The following is a 17,183-nucleotide window of genomic DNA, read 5'->3' on the forward strand; positions in this document are numbered from 1 at the left end:
ATGGCATCATGGAGACTTCCCGACGGCAAATCGTCCGACAGACGGCCTCAAGCCGCATAAGGAGACAGGCCATGACGCGTAGCTACTCGAACTGGTTCGTGCGGGCGCGGCTCAAGACGCGGCAGTTACTGCTGCTCGCAGCGATGGAGGAGGAGGGCAACGTCCGGCGGGCCGCCGACGTGCTCGGCATGACCCAGCCCGCCGCGTCGCGGCTTCTGAAAGAGCTGGAGGACATGCTGGAGGTGAGTCTGTTCGACCGTACGCCGCACGGTATGCACGCCACCCTGTACGGCGAAGTGATGATCCGTCACGCGCGCATGGTGCTCTCGAATCTCAGCCACGCGCATGACGAAATCTCGGCGCTGCGTGCCGGTCTGGCCGGCCAGGTGCGGATCGGCGTGATTGCCGCGGCCGCCGCCACGATGGTCCCGCGTGCCATCGCCGACGTGAAAAAGCGTTATCCCCAGTTACAAATCTGGGCGGAAGTGGAAACGTCAGACGTGATGCTGCCGAAACTCGCCGAAGGCGAACTGGACATCATGATCGGCCGGGTATTGGAGCGGCAAAATCAGTTCAAGACCGAAATCCGCTACGAACCGCTCGCCGACGAACCGCTGTGCGTGGTGGCGCGTCCCGGCCATCCTCTCGAAAATGAAACAGGTTTGACACTGCGGGGAATCGTCAACGCAAGCTGGGTTTTGCACCCGCCCGGCAGTGTTTTACGCCATCGCTTTGATCTGATGTTTTCGCAGATTGGACTGAATCCGCCCCAAAACGTCGTCAATACGAACAATTTTCTGGCGATTTCGAGCTTATTGCTCCAAAGCGACATGTTGGCGGTTTTACCTGATGAAGTGGCGCGTCAGTACCAACAGTACGGTGTTCTCAAGCGTATACCGATCGATTTACCGTACAGAATGGATACATTCGGTATCATCACGCGCCAGTCGCACCTGCTTTCGCCGGCGGCCTCCGTCGTCCTCGAAGCCTTACGGGAGGCCGCGGGCGAGGTCTACGGCACCGCCTTCGAGGCGCCAGTGGCGCGATAAATGCTTCTCCCATTGCGATAGTCGCAATTGCAGCCGGCCTTCGGCTGGGGAGGGACACGCGATGTACACCCAACACCGAAAACGGCAACGCGCCGTCGACGATTCTTTTTCTGTTCGCTCCGGTGGAGCGAGCGCCTGGTTCAGTAACGGCATGGCTCTCAAATCGACGATTTACAAGGCGGAACTTCAGATCGCCAACATGGACCGGCACTACTACGCCGACCATTCCCTGACGATCGCTCGCCATCCTTCGGAAACCGACGAACGGATGATGGTCCGCGTCGCCGCGTTCGCACTGTTCGCGCAGGAACGCCTCGAATTCTGCAAAGGTTTGTCGGACGTCGACGAACCGGACCTCTGGCAGAAGGACCTCACCGGTGCGATCGAAACCTGGATTGAAGTCGGCCAGCCGGACGAACGGCGCATTGCCAAGGCAAGCGGCCGCTCGACCGACGTGATCGTGATCGCCTATGGCGGCCGCACGTCGGACATCTGGTGGCAAGGGGTGCGCAGCAAGGTCGAGCGCATGCGCAATGTCACGGTCTGGACACTCGGCGAAGACGTGGCCGCCGCGCTCGGCAAGCTTGCCGAGCGGACCATGCGTCTGCAATGCACCGTGCAGGACGGCGAAGCATGGCTCGGCAGCGCCGACGCCGATGCGGTGAAAATCGAGTGGACGGTGCTGAAGGCGCCCGCCAAGGCTTGATTGCTCTTGATCACGCCGGCAGCGCATGCCGCATGAGTTCGTCTACGGCTGTGCGCGCCCGGCTGCCTTGACGCCGGCCTGTGGCGCGGGCCTGAAGTCGACGGCCACGCCTTTTATGGCGACATCATAGCGACGTCACACGCGAGGCTTCGGGCGGCCCTTTGAGTTCGACCATATTGCCCTCCGGGTCGAACAGGTACAGCGACTGCCCAAACCCATCCGCGCCATAGCGCAAAGCCGGCTCGCCTGGCCGCGCGCCGTGTTCGGCCAGATGCGCTGCGAGCGCCTCGGCGTCGAATGGCTCGACGCGCAAACACAAGTGATCCATATTCCGTCCCGCGCCCGGCACGCCGTTTTCGGGGTGATCGAGCTTCCCACCGACCTTTAACAGGTCGATCAGCGAGCGCCCCGCGCGCAATTGCGTCAGGCCCAGATCGGCCTGCTCCTTCTCGACGCTGCAACCGAGCACCTCGCAGTAAAAACGCGTCATCTCCGGAACGTTCGATGCCCGAATGACAATGTGATCGATCTCGCGAATGTGGATTTTCATATCGAACGGTCCCTTGGCTGGCTCGCAGAACGGATGAACAGCAACCAGTGTAGAAGAAAGGAAGGGGCAGCGAGAGCGGGAGATGAACCGGCCGCGAGGGACAGATCGGAAATGCTCAGACGAAAAAAAGCCCGCTCTATGTGGAGCGGGCTGAATCCATATCAGGAGGAGACATGGAGGAGACAAGTACTAATATACACATGGGGTTGGTGCGACGCAATAACTTTTTAAGGGAAAACCCGATATCGTGCCAAATTGTCGCAGTTTGAGGCGAAACGAGCGCCTGGTGGGGCTCGGGCCCTACGAGGAAGCGCAATGACAGAGCAAGAACCGGGGCGTAGTGTGTCGGCATGCGGCCTACATTGGTGAGCATCGACACCGCCTTTCCGGGACCATCATGAACCGCACCGACCGTACCGATATCGTCGACGAAACCGCCGTCGGCACCACCCGCTGGAGCACCGACGCCGAGCGTTGGGAAGCCGTCAACCGCCGCGAGCCGCAGGCCGACGGCGCGTTCTTCTACGCCGTCAAAACGACGGGCGTGTTCTGCCGGCCGTCCTGCGCGTCGCGCCAGCCGCGCCGCGAAAACGTCGCTTTCTTCACCGACGCAAACGCCGCGCGCGCCGCGGGCTATCGCGATTGCAAGCGTTGCCAGCCTGGCGGCCTGCCGCGCGAGCTGGAGATCGTCAATCGCGCTTGCGCCGCGCTGGATGCCGATCCGCAACAACGCCTCACGCTCGCGCAATTGAGCGATGCGGTGCACGTCAGCCCGTTCCACTTGCAGCGCCTGTTCAAGCGCGTGGTGGGCGTGTCGCCGCGTCAGTATCAGGCCGCGCAGCGCGGCGCCGCGTTGCGCGATGCGCTGCAGAGCGGCTCGGACGTGACGCGCGCCACGCTGGATGCCGGCTTCGGCTCACCCTCGCGGATGTACGACAGCGCCTCGGCTGAATTGGGCATGGCGCCGTCCGCGTTCCGCCGCAAAGGCGCGGGGCTCACCGTGCGCTACGCCAGCGCGCTGACCTCCCTCGGCTTCGTGCTGGTGGCGGCAACCGACAAAGGCATCTGCAAAATCGGTTTCGGCGACGATGCCGCGATACTCGCCGACGATCTGCGCGGCGAGTTCGCCAACGCCGATCTGGTCGAAGACGCAACACGGCTCGCACCGTTCATCGCGCAGATCAAAGCCTATCTGGACGGCACGCGTCAGGACTTCGACCTGCCTCTGGACATCGCCGCGACCGCGTTCCGGCAACGCGTATGGGACGCGCTGCGGCGCATTCCTTACGGTGAGACGCGCAGCTATTCCCAGATCGCGGAAGCGGTCGGCTCGCCGCGGGCCGTACGCGCGGTGGCCAGCGCGTGCGCGACGAATCCGGTCGCGCTGGCGATTCCATGTCATCGCGTCGTGCAAAAGGGCGGGGCGCTCGCAGGGTATCGCTGGGGCCTGCCGCGCAAGGCCGCGCTGCTCGACAATGAAGCCCAGCACGCCGGCGGCGTTTCGCTCGATGAACCCAATCGCCGCGAGCACGCAGCCGTGACTGCCCCCCTCACCAACCTGGACCACGCCGCGTGAGCACGCTTGACGACGTCGCAACACTCGAATTGCCGTTCAAACCACCCTTCGACTGGCCACGCCTGCTGCGCTTTTTCGGCGGACGCGCGACGCCCGGCGTCGAAGCGGTCGAAGACGGCGCCTATCGCCGCGCGATCGATTGGACCGGCGACAGCGGCACACTGACCGTGCGCCTGCATCCGCGCAAGCGCTGCATCGTCGCCAGCATCGAAGGTCCCGCGAGCCGTCATGCCGACGCGCTCGCCGCGCCGATCGCGAGAATGTTCGACCTGCACGCCGACCCCAAGAAGATCGGCAACGAACTCGCCGCCGACCCATGGCTCGCGCCGTTGGTCGAAGCCGTGCCCGGCTTGCGCGTGCCGGGCGCGTGGTCGGGCTTCGAGCTGGTGGTGCGCGCCATCGTCGGGCAGCAGGTCAGCGTGAAGGCGGCGACCACGATCATCGGGCGATTGGTGCAGCGGGCCGGCGAGCGCATCGAAGGTCATCCGCATGAGCACACCGCGTGGCGCTTTCCGACGCCCGCCGCACTGGCTGCTGTGGATCTGGAAAAGATCGGCATGCCGGGTAAACGCGTAGCCGCGTTGCAAGGCTTCGCGCATGCCGTGGCTTCAGGCGACGTGCCGCTCGACAGCAACGTCGCCGATGCCGACAGCCTGCGCGCAGCGTTGCTCGCACTGCCGGGCATCGGTCCGTGGACCGTCGAGTATGTGGCGATGCGCGCATGGCGTGACGCCGACGCCTGGCCCGCGTGGGACCTCGTGCTGATGCAGTCGATCTGCGCGCGCGATCCGTCGCTCGTGCGGCCCACGCAGCAACGCACTCGCACTGACGCCTGGCGGCCGTGGCGCGCGTATGCCGCGATGCATCTATGGAACGAGGTCGCGGATCGGGCAGGCGCCGCACGCGGCGGCTGAGGTTGCACGGCGGCCGGGGGAGTAAGGCCGCATGACGTGGTGAATCGGCCCGGCGGTTGCGAGCGGCAGTTGAGGCCCTGCACGCCGGTCAGGAACCAAAGCGGGTCGCGCCTCTGGCATGTGATCGGCAGCGTAACAAGGTGATGGGCAGGCAGTTTCGTATCGAAATTAGGCCAGGTTGTGTCGTCCGAGGGCCTGCCGAAGCGGCCTCAAGCAGCCGTTGTGGCGAGATGTTAAAGTGCCCGCTACCCGAAAATTCCGCCGAACGTTGTCAACCGCGCAGTGCTGCATGATCGCAGTGAAGCGGCACATGGCGGCCGACAACGCCCGACTCGCATCAATGCCAAACACGACACCTTCCCGCACGAACGACGCGTTATTGCACCGCCTGTCCGTGCTGACCGCGGGCCCGCAGCGCGACGCGCTGATACGCGGCCTGCGCGGCATCGAAAAGGAAAGCCTGCGCGTGACGCACGACGGCAAGCTGGCCATGACGCCGCATTCGCGCGCTCTCGGTTCGGCGCTTACGCATCCGTCGCTCACCACCGACTATTCCGAAGCGTTGCTCGAACTGATTACGCCGGCCGAGCACGACGTCTCGATCACGCTCGAGAAGCTCGATACGCTGCATCGTTTTGTCTACGCAGAACTCGGCGACGAGGTCTTGTGGAACAACTCGATGCCGGGCCTGCTGCCCGAGACGGACGACGGTATTCCGATCGCGCATTACGGCACGTCGAATATCGGCAAACTGAAGTACGTGTACCGGGTTGGCCTGGCGCTCCGTTACGGCCGCACGATGCAATGCATTGCGGGGATCCACTACAACTATTCGCTGAGCGAAGAAGTGTGGCGGGCGCTGCATGCCGACCAGCAATCCACGGCCAACGCCGTCGATTTCCAGTCCGACCGTTACCTCGCGCTGATCCGCAATTTCCGCCGTACCAACTGGCTGTTGATGTACCTGTTCGGGGCATCGCCGGCGCTGGATCGCCGATTCCTCCGCGATCGCCAGCACACGCTCGAGACCTTCGACGCCGACACGCTGTATCGCCCGTATGCGACCAGCTTGCGCATGAGCGACCTCGGCTACTCGAACACCACGGCGCAAGCCGCGCTGCGCGCCGACTACGACACGCTGCCGGGCTACCTCGACGCGCTCGCGAAGGCCGTGAGCCAGCCGTATCCCGCGTACGAGGCGATTGGCACGCAGCGCGACGGCGAGTGGGTGCAGATCAACACGAACGTGCTGCAGATCGAAAACGAGTTCTATTCGACGATCCGTCCGAAGCGCGTTACGTATCCGGGCGAGCGTCCGCTGCATGCGCTGGCTGCGCGCGGCGTGCAGTATGTCGAAGTGCGCTGCATGGACATCGATCCGTTTGAGCCGACCGGCATTTCGCTGGAGACGTCGCGTTTTCTCGACGCTTACCTGCTGGTGTGCGCGCTCGACGACAGCGCGTTGTTGCCGCCGGACGCGTACGCGGAGGCGAATCAGAACTTCGGCCGCGTGACGATGGAAGGCCGCAAACCGGGCCTCGAACTGACACGCGACGGCAACCCGATCGCGATGACGGATTGGGCGAACGAACTGCTCGTCAAAATCGACGCAGCCGCGGCAACGCTCGACGCATTGCACGGCGGCGACGCGCACGCGCGCGCGGTAGCGGTTCAGCGAGCGAAACTGGCGGACGCCTCGCTGACGCCCTCCGCGCGCGTGTTGCGGACCATGCGCGAAAAACAGCAGGGCTTCCTCGCGTTCGGCCTCGCGCAAAGCGAAGCGCACGCCGCTTATTTCCGCTCGCGTCCGCTAGATGCCGCGCAGACCAAGGAGTTTGCCGATCTTGCTGCGCAGTCGCTCGCAGAGCAGGCGAAACTTGAACGGGAAGAGGTGGGTTCATTCGACGCCTTTGTCGCGGCATACCGGGCGTACACACTGAACCGGTTTAGCGTCTAAACGACGAACGTAGGCTGCGGTGGGCTCATGCCGTTCAGTTAGCACTGAACGGCATTTTCATTGGTGAAGCCGGAATCGTCGCTGCGTGCCGCATATTCCTTTTGCGGCGGTAACGTCTACATAAAGCGATGCTGGCCGTGCGGCCATGGCGGCAATATCTCCGCATGTTCAGGCGATTCGCCAACGCGTATGAAACACCGTGCTGGGGATGCGGTCCAACTTTCATGACACGGGCCGGAGAGGGAGGCTTCAACGTGATGAAAAAAGGTCTGTTGGCCGTATTGTGCGTGGCGGCGGCGGCGGGGTGTTCGACGCAGGGGCAGGTCAATCCGGACGTCATGCAGATCGCGACTACACCGTTGACGTGTTCGACCAAGGCTGAGTGTGATGTCTGGTGGCAACGTGCGCAGACGTGGGTAGCGGGGCATTCGACGTACAAGATCGAATCCGCGACTGACACACTGATCCAGACTGCGGGTCCGGATGGCGGCAGGCGTGCGCTGGCTTACCAGATAACGCGCACGGCGAACCCTGACGGCACGGCAACGATTGGATTTGCGGCGCACTGCGATGGGTCGATGGGATGCAAACCGAACCCGTGGGAGGCGGGCGCCGACTTCAAGGAATACGTACGAGGCACGGCGGCGGACGCGCCGAGAAAGGGTGAGAAGCTATCGCAACCTGCACCGACGGCGAGGCATCCGGATGCCTCGGGACAATCGATCTCGGGGGACGCGATAACGCAGTGAGGGGGAGATGCTCACGCACAAAACTGCGAGCATGGCACTGAGAAACTCACCACCCAAAAAGACCGCAAGTGGTGTTAAGAACTACGCATCGGCGCGCGCAGCGCCGCCGGAAGAATGACGCCCTTGTCACTAACGCCGAATGTGCGAAAACACAGATTCCAGATGCACCACTACCGTGGCTGCGCGGGGGACCCGCTTAAGAGCTAGCGGTTTGAGCCGCTTTCTTTTGCCTACTTTTCTTTGCGGCAGGCAAAGAAAAGTAGGTGCCGCCCCGCACAGGGGCGACGCTAATGGACCAATAAGAAAACAAGGAAAGGCCAACGCCGCAGGCACGCAGACAGCAAGCGCCGCGCAGGCAACAGAAAAAACTTAGTGCCCCATAGAAGCCCCCAGCCCCTTCCTGGGCTTAGTAACCCAAACAAGCCCAGCCAGCACAAGAAACCCCGCACAAGAAATACGAAAAAAATCATTAGTCGCCATCATATAAGCCTGCGCGGTAACAACCTGATTCAACTGCGCGGTGAGACTATCACCCGAAAGCCCGAGCCCAGCCAACGCATTGGTATAAGCATTAGTATTAGCCGAATAGACATTAACCGAATCGGTCAACATCGCATGATGATAGATCGTATCGTTCTCCCAGTAAGTCGTACTGACAGCCGTCCCAATCGCCCCAGACAAAGTCCGAAAGAAGTTCGACAAACCGGAAGCGCTGGCGAGCCGATCATCCGACACGCTGGACAGCGTAATGGTAGTCATCGGCACGAAGAAACAGGCAACCCCAATACCCTGCACCAACCGCGGCCAGATCACATGATTGAACGGCACATCGAGCGTAAAAGTCGAGTTCCAGAACGACACAAACGCAAACACGATGAACGCAAAACTAGCGACAACACGCAGATTCAACCGATGCATATTCTTGCCGATCATCGGCGACAAAAACAGCGCAAGAATGCCGACCGGCGCGGTCGCGAGACCGGCGATCCCCGCGGTGTAACCCATCACCGTCTGCAGCCAGAGCGGGAAAATCACCACCGACCCGAAGAACGCCATAAATCCGAACGAAATAATCACCACGCCGAGCGCGAAGTTACGATCCTTGAATAGCGAAAGATCGACAACGGGCTCCTTCTCCGTCGTCTCCCACACCAGCAGGAAAGCAATCGACACCACCGCGATAATGGCCAGCGTGATGATAAACGTCGAGTTGAACCAGTCGCGATCCTTGCCCAGATCGAGCACCATCTGCAGGCACGACACGCCGATCACGAGCAACGTGAGCCCAACCGCGTCGATACGCTGTTTGGTGACCTTGGTCTCACGGCCGCGCAGCAGCAGGAACGCGCATACCGCCGAGAACAAGCCGATCGGCACGTTGATGTAGAAGATCCACGGCCATGTGTAGTTGTCGGTGATATAGCCGCCCATCACGGGCCCGAAAATCGGCGCGCAGATCACGGTCATGGCCCAGAGGCCGAGCGCGAGCCCGCGCTTTTCCGGTGGATAGGAGCGCATGAGGATCGTCTGCGAGAGCGGGACCATCGGCCCGGAGACAAGCCCTTGCAGCAGCCGGAACGCGATCAGCGACTCGAAGTTGTGCGCGAAACCGCACAGCGCCGAGGCGATCGTAAAAAGCAGAACGGACAGCGTGAAGAGCCGCACCTCGCCGACGCGCCGCGCAAGCCAGCCGGTCAGCGGCACCGCGATCGCCGAGGCCACGGAATACGATGAGATGACCCAGGTGCCCTGACTGGTCGCCACACCAAGGCTGCCGGAAATAGTCGGCACCGCGACGTTCGCGATCGACGTGTCGAGCACTTCCATAAACGTGCCGAGCGCGAGACCGACGGTGAGCAGCGCCAGTGCCCCGCCTTTGAGCGGAGCGGCTTCGGCGGCGGGTAGGGCTTCGGCGGGAGCCGTAGCAGCCATGTGTTTCTCCTCAGCTGGGAAAGCTTGTCGCGGCAGCTTTATCGCGCCCTTCGAATGGCGCGCTTACATGCCGGATCACCCTCTGCCCAGACAGATATTTTCAAACGATGGCGCGTTCAACAGCGCCTCTTGATTACTGCCCGCCGTGATCTGACGACGGCTCTTCGGGTGATGCATCCACCAATTCCTGCGACGGTCCAAGTCCGCAAGCGGCGCTTGCCCCCGCACCGATGCCATTCGCGATGAAACGGCCGAGCAGATCGAGCAGGGCGGCGTGGTCCGATTCGGAAAATCCGCGCAACTGCTCGTTCAGCACGGCGGCGCCCAGACTGGGCAATTGCTGCGCGGCTTCGCGGCCATGCGGCGTCAGTTCCAGCTTGACCATCCGGCGGTCGGCGTCGCTGCGCGTACGTACGACAAAGCCTTTCTTTTCAAGGCGATCGAGCAAGCGCGTCATCGATCCGCTGTCGTATGACATGGCGCGCGACAACTCGAACGGCGTGTTCGCGCGTTGCGCGGACAACATCAGAATCACGCCGATCTGCTGGGCGGTCAGTCCCAACGGTTTGACCGCACGGTCCATTCGCTCGACAAGCACGTTTCGCGCTTTCGTCAGGTAATAGCCAAGACTCGATTCGAGGTGAATCTCGTCCGCTTTGTAGGGGCCGTCAGTCATCGTGTATCCGGGAACATCGTCAAGCAGAACGAATTCTAGCTGCCTAAGCAGACAAGTCAAATTGGATTCGCGTCGCGCCAACCGCGCAAAAAACAACACCGCCATTGCAAGCGAAGCAAAGTATCTTGAAATTTGATTGCATAGTCAATATTATTGTAGGCAACGAGTTACGCGCGACCCGCGCCACCCGAGACCATGTTCTGACCGATTGTCTGCACGCCGCCATGGCGCCGTGCGCAAAGGATTTCCCCGATGCTGTACCTCAAAAACACCCTTGGCGGCTTGAGCCGCTCCCTGACCGATTCCGCGCTGAGCAGCTTTCAAGGGCCGCATCGCTGGTGGAAACTGGCGTTGTTCGCGGTGCTGTTCGTGCTGCCCGGTGGATCGGTGGGGGTCGCGGCGTTAGCGTGGGTCGAGCATCGGCGGGGGCAGAAGGGGACTCAGGCCGTCCCAGCCGAACTGGAGGGATTGCCGGTTGTCGGCAGCAGTGTCATCCCGGCGCCCAATGGCATCCCGGCCATCCCCGTGAACCCCGCTGGCGCCTGCCACACGCGAGGTGATGCACCGTGCCGGGCGGCGGCTGGCAAGCTGGCCCGGCAGACTACCGCGTCGGATTCGCGCGTCTGATCCGTAACAGCGCGTAACCATCCCGACACCCTAAGTAACACACCTCCGCCTCCCCCCGCATTACCCTTTCAGTTTCCCGCGCCCATGCGGCCCCATACGCTAACATTCCGGCAGAGCCATGATCTCGCCCGGCCGGCAGTGCCGCTATCGGCCGCACTGGGGCGTCCAGAAGGAATCCATTGCATGCAGTTTGATCGAATCTCGCGCGCGCGGACGCTTGCGCCCCGCGCCCTGACTATCGCAGTAGGGGCGGCCCTCGCCACCCTGCTGGCCAGTTGTGCGGTCGGCCCCGACTACAAGCGGCCCGCAGCCGAAATCCCCGCTTCCTACAAGGAAGCCGCGCCCGGCTGGAAAGTCGCCCAGCCAGCCGATCAGCAAGACCGCGGCGACTGGTGGACCCTCTACGAAGACCCGCAGCTCAACGCGCTCGAAGACAAGCTGAACGCGTCGAACCAGACCATCGCCCAATTTGCCGCCGCCTATCGCCAGGCACGTGCGCTGGTCGGCGAGGCGCGCGCGGCGTATTTCCCGACCGTCGGCGCATCGGCAGGCGCCACGCGCTCCGGCAACGGTTCATCGTCCAGTGGCAACTCGAGCACCGCCTCGAGCCGCTCCGGCGTCAGCAACAGCTTCAACCTGCAACTCGACGCGAGCTGGGAGCCGGATCTGTGGGGCTCGGTCACGCGCTCGGTGAATGCGCAGAAGGCCGGCCAGCAAGGTGCCGCAGCTGATCTGGCGAATGCGCGGCTGTCCGCTCAGGCCACGCTTGCGCAAACTTACTTCTCATTGCGCGCGCTCGATTCCACTCAAAAGCTGCTCGACGACACCGTCGCGGCCTATGAGCGTTCGTTGCAGCTCACGCAGAACCAGTACGCGGCGGGCGTCGCCGCACGCTCCGACGTGATTCAGGCGCAAACGCAGTTGCAATCGGCACAAGCGGCCGCCATCGACAATGGCGTGCAGCGCGCACAAGACGAGCACGCGATCGCCGTACTCGTCGGCGAACCGGCCTCGACCTTCTCGATTCCGCCCATGCCGCTCACGGCCACGCCGCCCGCGGTGCCCGCGCAGATGCCGTCGGCGCTGCTCGAACGGCGCCCGGATATCGCATCGGCTGAGCGCAAAGCCGCCGCGGCGAACGAACAGATCGGCGTGGCGATTGCCGCGTTCTTCCCGTCGCTGACCTTATCGGCCACCGGCGGCTTCCAAAGTTCGGTGTTCTCGCAGTTGCTGACCGCGCCGTCGCGCTTCTGGACGCTCGGCCCGCAACTCGCCGGCACGATCTTCGATGCCGGCTTGCGTCAGGCAAAGACCGAAGCGGCTCGCGCTGCTTACGATCAGGACGTCGCAGCGTATCGTCAAACGATTCTGGCGGCCTTCCAGGACGTCGAGGACAATCTCGCCTCGCAGCGCATCCTTGAACAGGAAATTGTCGTGCAGCGGCAGGCGGTGGATTCGGCGCGCCAGGCGCTCGCCATTGTCACGAACGAGTACAAGGCGGGCACGGTCGGCTACGTCAATGTGTTGACCGCACAGACCACCGCCTTCACGGCGGAGCTGAAGCTGGAGACCATCGCCGGGCAGCGGATGGTTTCGTCGGTGGGTCTGGTGAAGGCGCTTGGCGGTGGTTGGGACGCGTCGCAAATGAACCGCGAAACGGGCGATGTGGCCGCGCCGGCGCCGCTACCGGCATCGGCGGTGACGCCTGTGGCGCAAAGCGGGGCCGCGCCGCAACCGGCGCCGAGCAACTAGGCGCGCGAAACTCGCACCGGCTCTCGCACCAACCCGCGCCTCAGTGCACGAACGTCAATGCGACCGTGTCTGGTCCGCTTGGCCGCCCCAACAGATTCAGCAGTCCCGCGAGGTTGTCGCGCGCTTCCGGGGCGGCGCTGGCGGTCCCTTGAAACGAAGTCGAGGCTGCGGACACACTGCCATTGCCGGTCAGCATCAGCGGTCCCTTGAGGGTCGCCAGATCCAGCGTGGACGACGCGCCCTGCGCCTGGAACAGCAGACGGTAAGAGCCCAGCGGCTTGACCAGCGAGACGCGCGAACTGACGTCGTTCAGCGTCACGGTCAGTTGGCCGAACGCCTCCTGATTGAAGGTGCGCCAATCGGACCATGCGAGGCGCACGTTGCCTTGCAGATCGAGCGTATTGAACGGCGCACCGAGGCCGCTCAGCAGCGAAGCCGGTACTGCCATCGCGCCCGGCGTCACGGTGGCGGTACGCGGGGTGACGTCGACGGTGATCGGGTCGGGCATCGCTTCGCTGTGCCGCATGATCATCCGTACACGGCCGGTGAAGAGCGGCCAGAACGCCGTGCGCCATTCGATCCGCCCCGGCAGCAGGGTCGCGGCACTCATGTCGGAACCGGCCGCGAGCATCAACGTGGCCGAGCCATGCCACAGCGAGCCGGCGGGATCGACCAGATTGACGTGGCCATGGGTCTGTTTGGCGAACTGCGGTGTAATCCAGGCCGCCGGCAACAAGGTGAGCATCACGGCCACGCTCGCCAGCACCGCGATCGCCAGCCAGGGTAGCGCGACGCGCAGGCGCCGCATCCAGTAAGTCATGCGAGATCCTGTAACGGCGCGGTCATTTCGCGGTAGACGGCTGCAACGACGCCGTCAGATCCACCTGGCCGTCTTCCTTCAGGGCGCTCACGTGCGCCTCGGCGACCTGCACCTTGAACTGCTTGCGCGCGTCGTCGACCCAGCTCGTCCACGCGGGGAACGACGCATTCTTCATCTGGATCTGCACGGCGTTGCCGATCACCTGCACCTGGGTCGCGGCAAGGCCGTGATCGCTGAGCGATGCGCTTAGTGCGTCCTTCAGCGCGGCGCCGGTCGGCGCGACACCCTGAGCCGCTGCCGAGAGCTGGCGCGCTTCATTCGACTGCGCGGTCATCTGTGCCAACTGACGCTGCAAGCTGGGCAGCGATTCATGCAGATGCGCGCGGCCATCCTGCGCCGGCGCCCACAGCACCGACCACGCGATCACCACGGCTAGCGCCCCACCGCCCCACGCCAGCAGCGTTTTTTCGCGTTCGGTGCGCTGGTCCCAGAATCCAGCCCAGCTTTGGGCGAGTTCAGCTTTCATTGTCCGTTCCTGATGGTCCACTTGCCGGTGTTACTGTCGATCGCGCCGGTGAGACCGTTGCGCGAGAGGCGTTTGGCGAAATCGGGATCGAGTTTCACCTCGGGCTTGAAGGTCACATCCAGGCGCCGGTCGTGATAGTCGAGCGCGGCGATGCCGTTGACCGGCACCGGCGCCAACGAGCGCGCGAGGCCATCGGCGAGCGACAGAAAATCGTCCGGCGACAGTTCACCCGCCGCCACCCGCAACTGCTGCAACTGGCGCGACATCTGATCGGGCGCATCGAGCACGACCGTCGTCTTGGGGAAGGTGTTGAGGAGCAGCTCGGTCATCTGCGTGTTGATCGCGTCGCGCTGGCGCGAGAGCATCAGCCACTGCACGTTCGCGCCGACAATCGCAATCACGAGCGCGCCGACCGCCAGCGTGACCGGCAGCCGCAGACGCCGCAGCGTCGCGCGGTCGAGCCGCCACGGTTGCGAGGCAAACTCGAACTGGCACAGGTCGAAGCGGCACGCCAGCGCGCGGCGCGCGAGTTGCTCGAACGGCAACGGGCTGGCCCCGTGCACGTAGGCGGCGAGCTTGGCCGGGCTGGTTGCAGCGAGACTCGGCTCGTTGCCGGGCACTTCCGTCAGCATGTACAGCGAGACCGGCGCTGCGCCGGCGAGCGCGCCAAGCGTCGCGTTCACCGCGCTGGCCGGCACCGCCAGCCCCTCACCCTGCACGCCGCGCGCGATCGCCAGTTCAACGCGCGGGGCACCGTTGGTCATGGCGCTTTCGACTGCGCCCTCAAGCAGCAACGCAGGCGCGGTCTGAACAACGGCGCCGAGCACGGCCGCCACCATCGGCACCGCCGGCGCGACGCCTGGCGCCACCACCGGCGCGACACCCGGCAGCGACGTCGCCACGCTCGCGGAGCCCGCCATGACCGGCTCGCCCGCGTTGACCGTTTCCGCGACTTCGGCGAGCGTGTCGAGCGCGGCGGCTTGCGGCAGACAGCGCGTGACCGGCACGGCGCGCAGGCTGCGGTGGCCGGCGGCGGCAAAGCCTTCGCAGATGAAGCGGAACCAGCCGCGGTCGATGATCGCGAGCAACTGCTGGCCGCCCGCGACCGGCTGCGGATCGACGGCGATGTGACAGGTTTGTGGGTCCTGGATCAGCTGATCCTCGACGATATTCGGCAAAGCCTGACGCAGCCGCGGGCCACGCAAGGGCGGCAGCTTGGCCGGCATCATCAGCAGGTCGCGGGCGGCGACCATCAGCACCGTCGACGAGGCGCGCGGCAGCAGCGCGAGCGCCGAGCGGCCCGCGCGTTGGGTGCGGCCCGACTTGTCGAGCAGGAGGAACGGCAACTCAGGCAGTTGCCATTCCTGCGACGGCACCGCCGGATCACGCGGCGGCAATAGAACGATCAGCGTGCTCAAAGGCCACTCTCTCTGGGAAAGGCGTTATTCATAGTTGGTCTTGTATCCGCACGATACGCGTAGTGTGAGTCAAAGCGTCGCGATAGACGAGGGTCGTGCGGTCCACTACCGCGCGTTCGTGCTGCACACGGCCGTGGATCAGAAAGTAGTTCGAATTGACGTCCATATCATTCTGGTCGATCTGGACCTGCTGAAGGCCGGCGCCGCGCAAGGCGAGTTGCACATCGCTGACGTTATGGAAAAACACCGTCTGCCGACGCGCGACGAAGGCTTGCGCGGCGGACAGACTCATGCCCGGCACGATTGCCGCGACGACTTCTGCGGAGGCCGTATTCATGTTGACCGCCGACACTGTCGGCAGCACGGTAACGAACGGGCGCAGGCGCGCGATCATGTCCGGCGTATAGCCGGGGATATCGAGCAGCGAATCGACGCTGGTCATTTGCAGCGGCGCGACCGCCGCGTTGTCGTCGCCGTCTTCGATACCGGGTTTGTCGGTGAAGCTGCCGCCGGTGGCGCCGCCGCCCGCGGTGATCGGGGCCGCCGTCGTGCTCGTCGTGCCCGTGGTGGACGTGATCGTCTGAAAACGTGTCGCCGATTGGGCGAGGCTTGTGCGTACCTGCACGGCGGTGGCTTTCGCCAGCTGGCTGTTGACGCCGAGGGACACGAGCAGGCGCTGATAGGCGCCGATCTGTTCCGTGTTCAGTTGCATGATGCCGGGCGCGGGGCTCGATACCAGATTGCGGAGGTTGAATTTGGACTGGGCGTCTTCGATTGAGCCTGAGAGGTAGGTTTCCTGGCCTTGCTCGGCTCTGACTTCGCCTATTTGTCCAAGGAAATCAGACAGGCGTGTTTTGGCGATGGGGACGCCCCATAGGCCGCCTAGATAGGTGATGCCGGCTGAGGTGTCGCCTTCCGAGCGGAGGATCAGGCGCGTCCAGTCCAGTGCGCCTCGGGCGACCCATTGCGCCTGGGATAGGAGGCGCTGGTTTTCAATCCTGCGGATTTGGACTTGCTGGCGCCAGAGCATGCCTGATACTAAGATCGCTGATAGCGCGACTACTAGTAGGGCGCTGATGATGGCTGCGCCGCGTTGGTTTGTCTGCGGTTGGTGTTTTGTCTGTGTGCCTGCGGTGTTGGCCTTTCCTTGTTTTCTTATCGGTTTATTAGCGTTCCCCCTGTGCGGGGGGGCACCTACTTTTCTTTGCCTGCTGCAAAGAAAAGTAGGCAAAAGAAAGCAGCTCAAACCGCTAACTCTTAAGTGGGTCCCCCAGCTCGGAGGGGGCAGTGGTGCATCTGGAATCTGTGCCCCCACATCCTCAACCCGAAGTGACAAGGCAGTCATTCTTCCCGCCTCGCGCCGCGCGCTCGCCGGAAAGGCCTGCTTTGATAACCATTGGCTTCGTTTAAGAGGGGTGGGGTCCGTCAGGACGCGCCCGCCAGACGCACTAAAGACAGTGCCCATCGAGGCGTAGGTGCCAGAGGAAGCGCCGACCAGAGCATAGGTATCAGAACCGCCGGAGGAAGTGCCGGCTCGTGCGCAGGCGCTAGACGCACCCGGCCTTTTTTGTGAAGTACCGCTCGGCGCGCGCAGCGCCGCCGGAACGGATGACGGCCTTGTCACCAAGGCTGAGTGTGCGAGGGCACCGATTCCAGATGCACCACTACCGTTAACTGCGCGGGGGACCCGCTTAGCATTAGCGGTTTGAGCCGCTTTCTTTTGCCTACTTTTCTTTGCGGCAGGCAAAGAAAAGTAGGTGCCCCCCCGCACAGGGGGAACGCTAATAGACCGATAAGAAAACAAGGAAAGGCCAACAACACCCCAAGAGCGCAGACTAACCCGCCACACGGGCAAAACCCCGAAGCAAAGGCCCTGCCGCAGACATCCAGCCAAAGAGCGTCGCGAAGACACCACAACCAAAGAACCCAAT

General features: G+C 63.5%; 15 protein-coding genes. 8 read left to right on the forward strand and 7 right to left on the reverse strand.

Annotated elements, in window-relative coordinates:
- Positions 1 to 71 precede the first annotated feature (71 nt).
- Together KHO23_RS30360 and KHO23_RS30365 are read left to right on the forward strand one after the other, a co-directional pair.
- Entirely contained in the window at positions 72 to 1,049 is a 978-nt protein-coding gene (locus tag KHO23_RS30360; RefSeq protein ID WP_211616085.1) for a LysR family transcriptional regulator, read from the forward strand.
- Between the two features lie 151 nt (positions 1,050 to 1,200).
- The gene (locus tag KHO23_RS30365) at positions 1,201 to 1,755 is read left to right on the forward strand and encodes a YaeQ family protein (RefSeq protein ID WP_211616087.1); all 555 of its coding nucleotides are present in this window, start codon (positions 1,201 to 1,203) and stop codon (positions 1,753 to 1,755) included.
- A gap of 124 nt (positions 1,756 to 1,879) precedes the next feature.
- Here KHO23_RS30365 and KHO23_RS30370 read toward each other — a convergent pair whose 3' ends face one another.
- On the reverse strand, positions 1,880 to 2,305 hold the full coding sequence (locus tag KHO23_RS30370) for a VOC family protein (RefSeq protein ID WP_211616089.1): 426 nt from the start codon (positions 2,303 to 2,305) through the stop codon (positions 1,880 to 1,882).
- 397 nt (positions 2,306 to 2,702) lie between these two features.
- Between KHO23_RS30370 and ada the strand changes: the two genes are divergently transcribed.
- The 4 genes from ada (at position 2,703) to KHO23_RS30390 (ending at position 7,501) form a co-directional block, all read left to right on the forward strand.
- The gene (gene ada / locus KHO23_RS30375; RefSeq protein WP_211616091.1) at positions 2,703 to 3,881 is read left to right on the forward strand and encodes a bifunctional DNA-binding transcriptional regulator/O6-methylguanine-DNA methyltransferase Ada; all 1,179 of its coding nucleotides are present in this window, start codon (positions 2,703 to 2,705) and stop codon (positions 3,879 to 3,881) included.
- Positions 3,878 to 4,795: a DNA-3-methyladenine glycosylase family protein gene (locus KHO23_RS30380; RefSeq protein ID WP_211616093.1), complete on the forward strand. Its 918-nt coding sequence runs from the start codon at positions 3,878 to 3,880 to the stop codon at positions 4,793 to 4,795. Before ada ends, KHO23_RS30380 begins: the two co-directional genes overlap by 4 nt.
- Positions 4,796 to 5,135: 340 nt before the next feature.
- A complete protein-coding gene (gshA, locus tag KHO23_RS30385; protein ID WP_211616156.1) occupies positions 5,136 to 6,752 on the forward strand; it encodes a glutamate--cysteine ligase in 1,617 nt (538 codons plus the stop codon).
- A 257-nt stretch (positions 6,753 to 7,009) separates the two neighbouring features.
- Complete coding sequence (locus KHO23_RS30390; RefSeq protein ID WP_211616095.1) at positions 7,010 to 7,501, forward strand: hypothetical protein; 492 nt, start codon at positions 7,010 to 7,012, stop codon at positions 7,499 to 7,501.
- A gap of 369 nt (positions 7,502 to 7,870) precedes the next feature.
- Here the strand turns inward: KHO23_RS30390 and KHO23_RS30395 are convergent, their stop codons facing one another.
- Positions 7,871 to 9,433 (reverse strand): DHA2 family efflux MFS transporter permease subunit, encoded by a 1,563-nt coding sequence (locus tag KHO23_RS30395; RefSeq protein ID WP_211616097.1) that lies wholly within the window; start codon positions 9,431 to 9,433, stop codon positions 7,871 to 7,873.
- A 133-nt stretch (positions 9,434 to 9,566) separates the two neighbouring features.
- The gene (locus KHO23_RS30400; RefSeq protein WP_211616099.1) at positions 9,567 to 10,109 is read right to left on the reverse strand and encodes a MarR family winged helix-turn-helix transcriptional regulator; all 543 of its coding nucleotides are present in this window, start codon (positions 10,107 to 10,109) and stop codon (positions 9,567 to 9,569) included.
- 252 nt (positions 10,110 to 10,361) lie between these two features.
- On the opposite strand from KHO23_RS30400, the gene KHO23_RS30405 reads away from it, so the two are divergent.
- Together KHO23_RS30405 and KHO23_RS30410 are read left to right on the forward strand one after the other, a co-directional pair.
- A complete protein-coding gene (locus KHO23_RS30405) occupies positions 10,362 to 10,736 on the forward strand; it encodes a hypothetical protein (RefSeq protein WP_211616101.1) in 375 nt (124 codons plus the stop codon).
- Positions 10,737 to 10,919: 183 nt separating this feature from the next.
- Positions 10,920 to 12,488, forward strand: coding sequence for an efflux transporter outer membrane subunit (locus KHO23_RS30410; RefSeq protein WP_211616103.1), 1,569 nt, complete (start codon positions 10,920 to 10,922; stop codon positions 12,486 to 12,488).
- A 40-nt stretch (positions 12,489 to 12,528) separates the two neighbouring features.
- On the opposite strand, the gene KHO23_RS30415 is transcribed toward KHO23_RS30410, so the two are convergent.
- Genes KHO23_RS30415 through gspK form a run of 4 tightly spaced genes read right to left on the reverse strand, consistent with a single transcriptional unit; the run spans position 12,529 to position 16,333 of the window.
- Positions 12,529 to 13,308: a type II secretion system protein N gene (locus KHO23_RS30415; protein WP_211616105.1), complete on the reverse strand. Its 780-nt coding sequence runs from the start codon at positions 13,306 to 13,308 to the stop codon at positions 12,529 to 12,531.
- 22 nt (positions 13,309 to 13,330) lie between these two features.
- Positions 13,331 to 13,834, reverse strand: coding sequence for a type II secretion system protein M (locus KHO23_RS30420; RefSeq protein ID WP_211616107.1), 504 nt, complete (start codon positions 13,832 to 13,834; stop codon positions 13,331 to 13,333).
- Positions 13,831 to 15,252: a type II secretion system protein GspL gene (gene gspL / locus KHO23_RS30425; RefSeq protein ID WP_211616109.1), complete on the reverse strand. Its 1,422-nt coding sequence runs from the start codon at positions 15,250 to 15,252 to the stop codon at positions 13,831 to 13,833. Before gspL ends, KHO23_RS30420 begins: the two co-directional genes overlap by 4 nt.
- A gap of 28 nt (positions 15,253 to 15,280) precedes the next feature.
- On the reverse strand, positions 15,281 to 16,333 hold the full coding sequence (gene gspK / locus KHO23_RS30430; RefSeq protein WP_236067054.1) for a type II secretion system minor pseudopilin GspK: 1,053 nt from the start codon (positions 16,331 to 16,333) through the stop codon (positions 15,281 to 15,283).
- Positions 16,334 to 17,183 lie beyond the last annotated feature (850 nt).

Origin of the sequence: Paraburkholderia haematera (genome assembly GCF_905220975.1) — a bacterium.
GTDB classification, from domain to species: domain Bacteria; phylum Pseudomonadota; class Gammaproteobacteria; order Burkholderiales; family Burkholderiaceae; genus Paraburkholderia; species Paraburkholderia haematera.

Excerpts from the sequence above, each read along its gene's own strand:
- KHO23_RS30400 (WP_211616099.1), bottom strand. The coding sequence starts at position 10,109 with ATGACTGACGGCCCCTACAAAGCGGACGAGATTCACCTCGAATCGAGT.
- KHO23_RS30370 (WP_211616089.1), bottom strand. The coding sequence starts at position 2,305 with ATGAAAATCCACATTCGCGAGATCGATCACATTGTCATTCGGGCATCG.
- ada (WP_211616091.1), top strand. The coding sequence starts at position 2,703 with ATGAACCGCACCGACCGTACCGATATCGTCGACGAAACCGCCGTCGGC.
- KHO23_RS30390 (WP_211616095.1), top strand. The coding sequence starts at position 7,010 with ATGAAAAAAGGTCTGTTGGCCGTATTGTGCGTGGCGGCGGCGGCGGGG.
- gshA (WP_211616156.1), top strand. The coding sequence starts at position 5,136 with ATGCCAAACACGACACCTTCCCGCACGAACGACGCGTTATTGCACCGC.
- KHO23_RS30415 (WP_211616105.1), bottom strand. The coding sequence starts at position 13,308 with ATGACTTACTGGATGCGGCGCCTGCGCGTCGCGCTACCCTGGCTGGCG.
- KHO23_RS30420 (WP_211616107.1), bottom strand. The coding sequence starts at position 13,834 with ATGAAAGCTGAACTCGCCCAAAGCTGGGCTGGATTCTGGGACCAGCGC.
- KHO23_RS30410 (WP_211616103.1), top strand. The coding sequence starts at position 10,920 with ATGCAGTTTGATCGAATCTCGCGCGCGCGGACGCTTGCGCCCCGCGCC.
- KHO23_RS30395 (WP_211616097.1), bottom strand. The coding sequence starts at position 9,433 with ATGGCTGCTACGGCTCCCGCCGAAGCCCTACCCGCCGCCGAAGCCGCT.
- KHO23_RS30360 (WP_211616085.1), top strand. The coding sequence starts at position 72 with ATGACGCGTAGCTACTCGAACTGGTTCGTGCGGGCGCGGCTCAAGACG.
- KHO23_RS30365 (WP_211616087.1), top strand. The coding sequence starts at position 1,201 with ATGGCTCTCAAATCGACGATTTACAAGGCGGAACTTCAGATCGCCAAC.
- KHO23_RS30405 (WP_211616101.1), top strand. The coding sequence starts at position 10,362 with ATGCTGTACCTCAAAAACACCCTTGGCGGCTTGAGCCGCTCCCTGACC.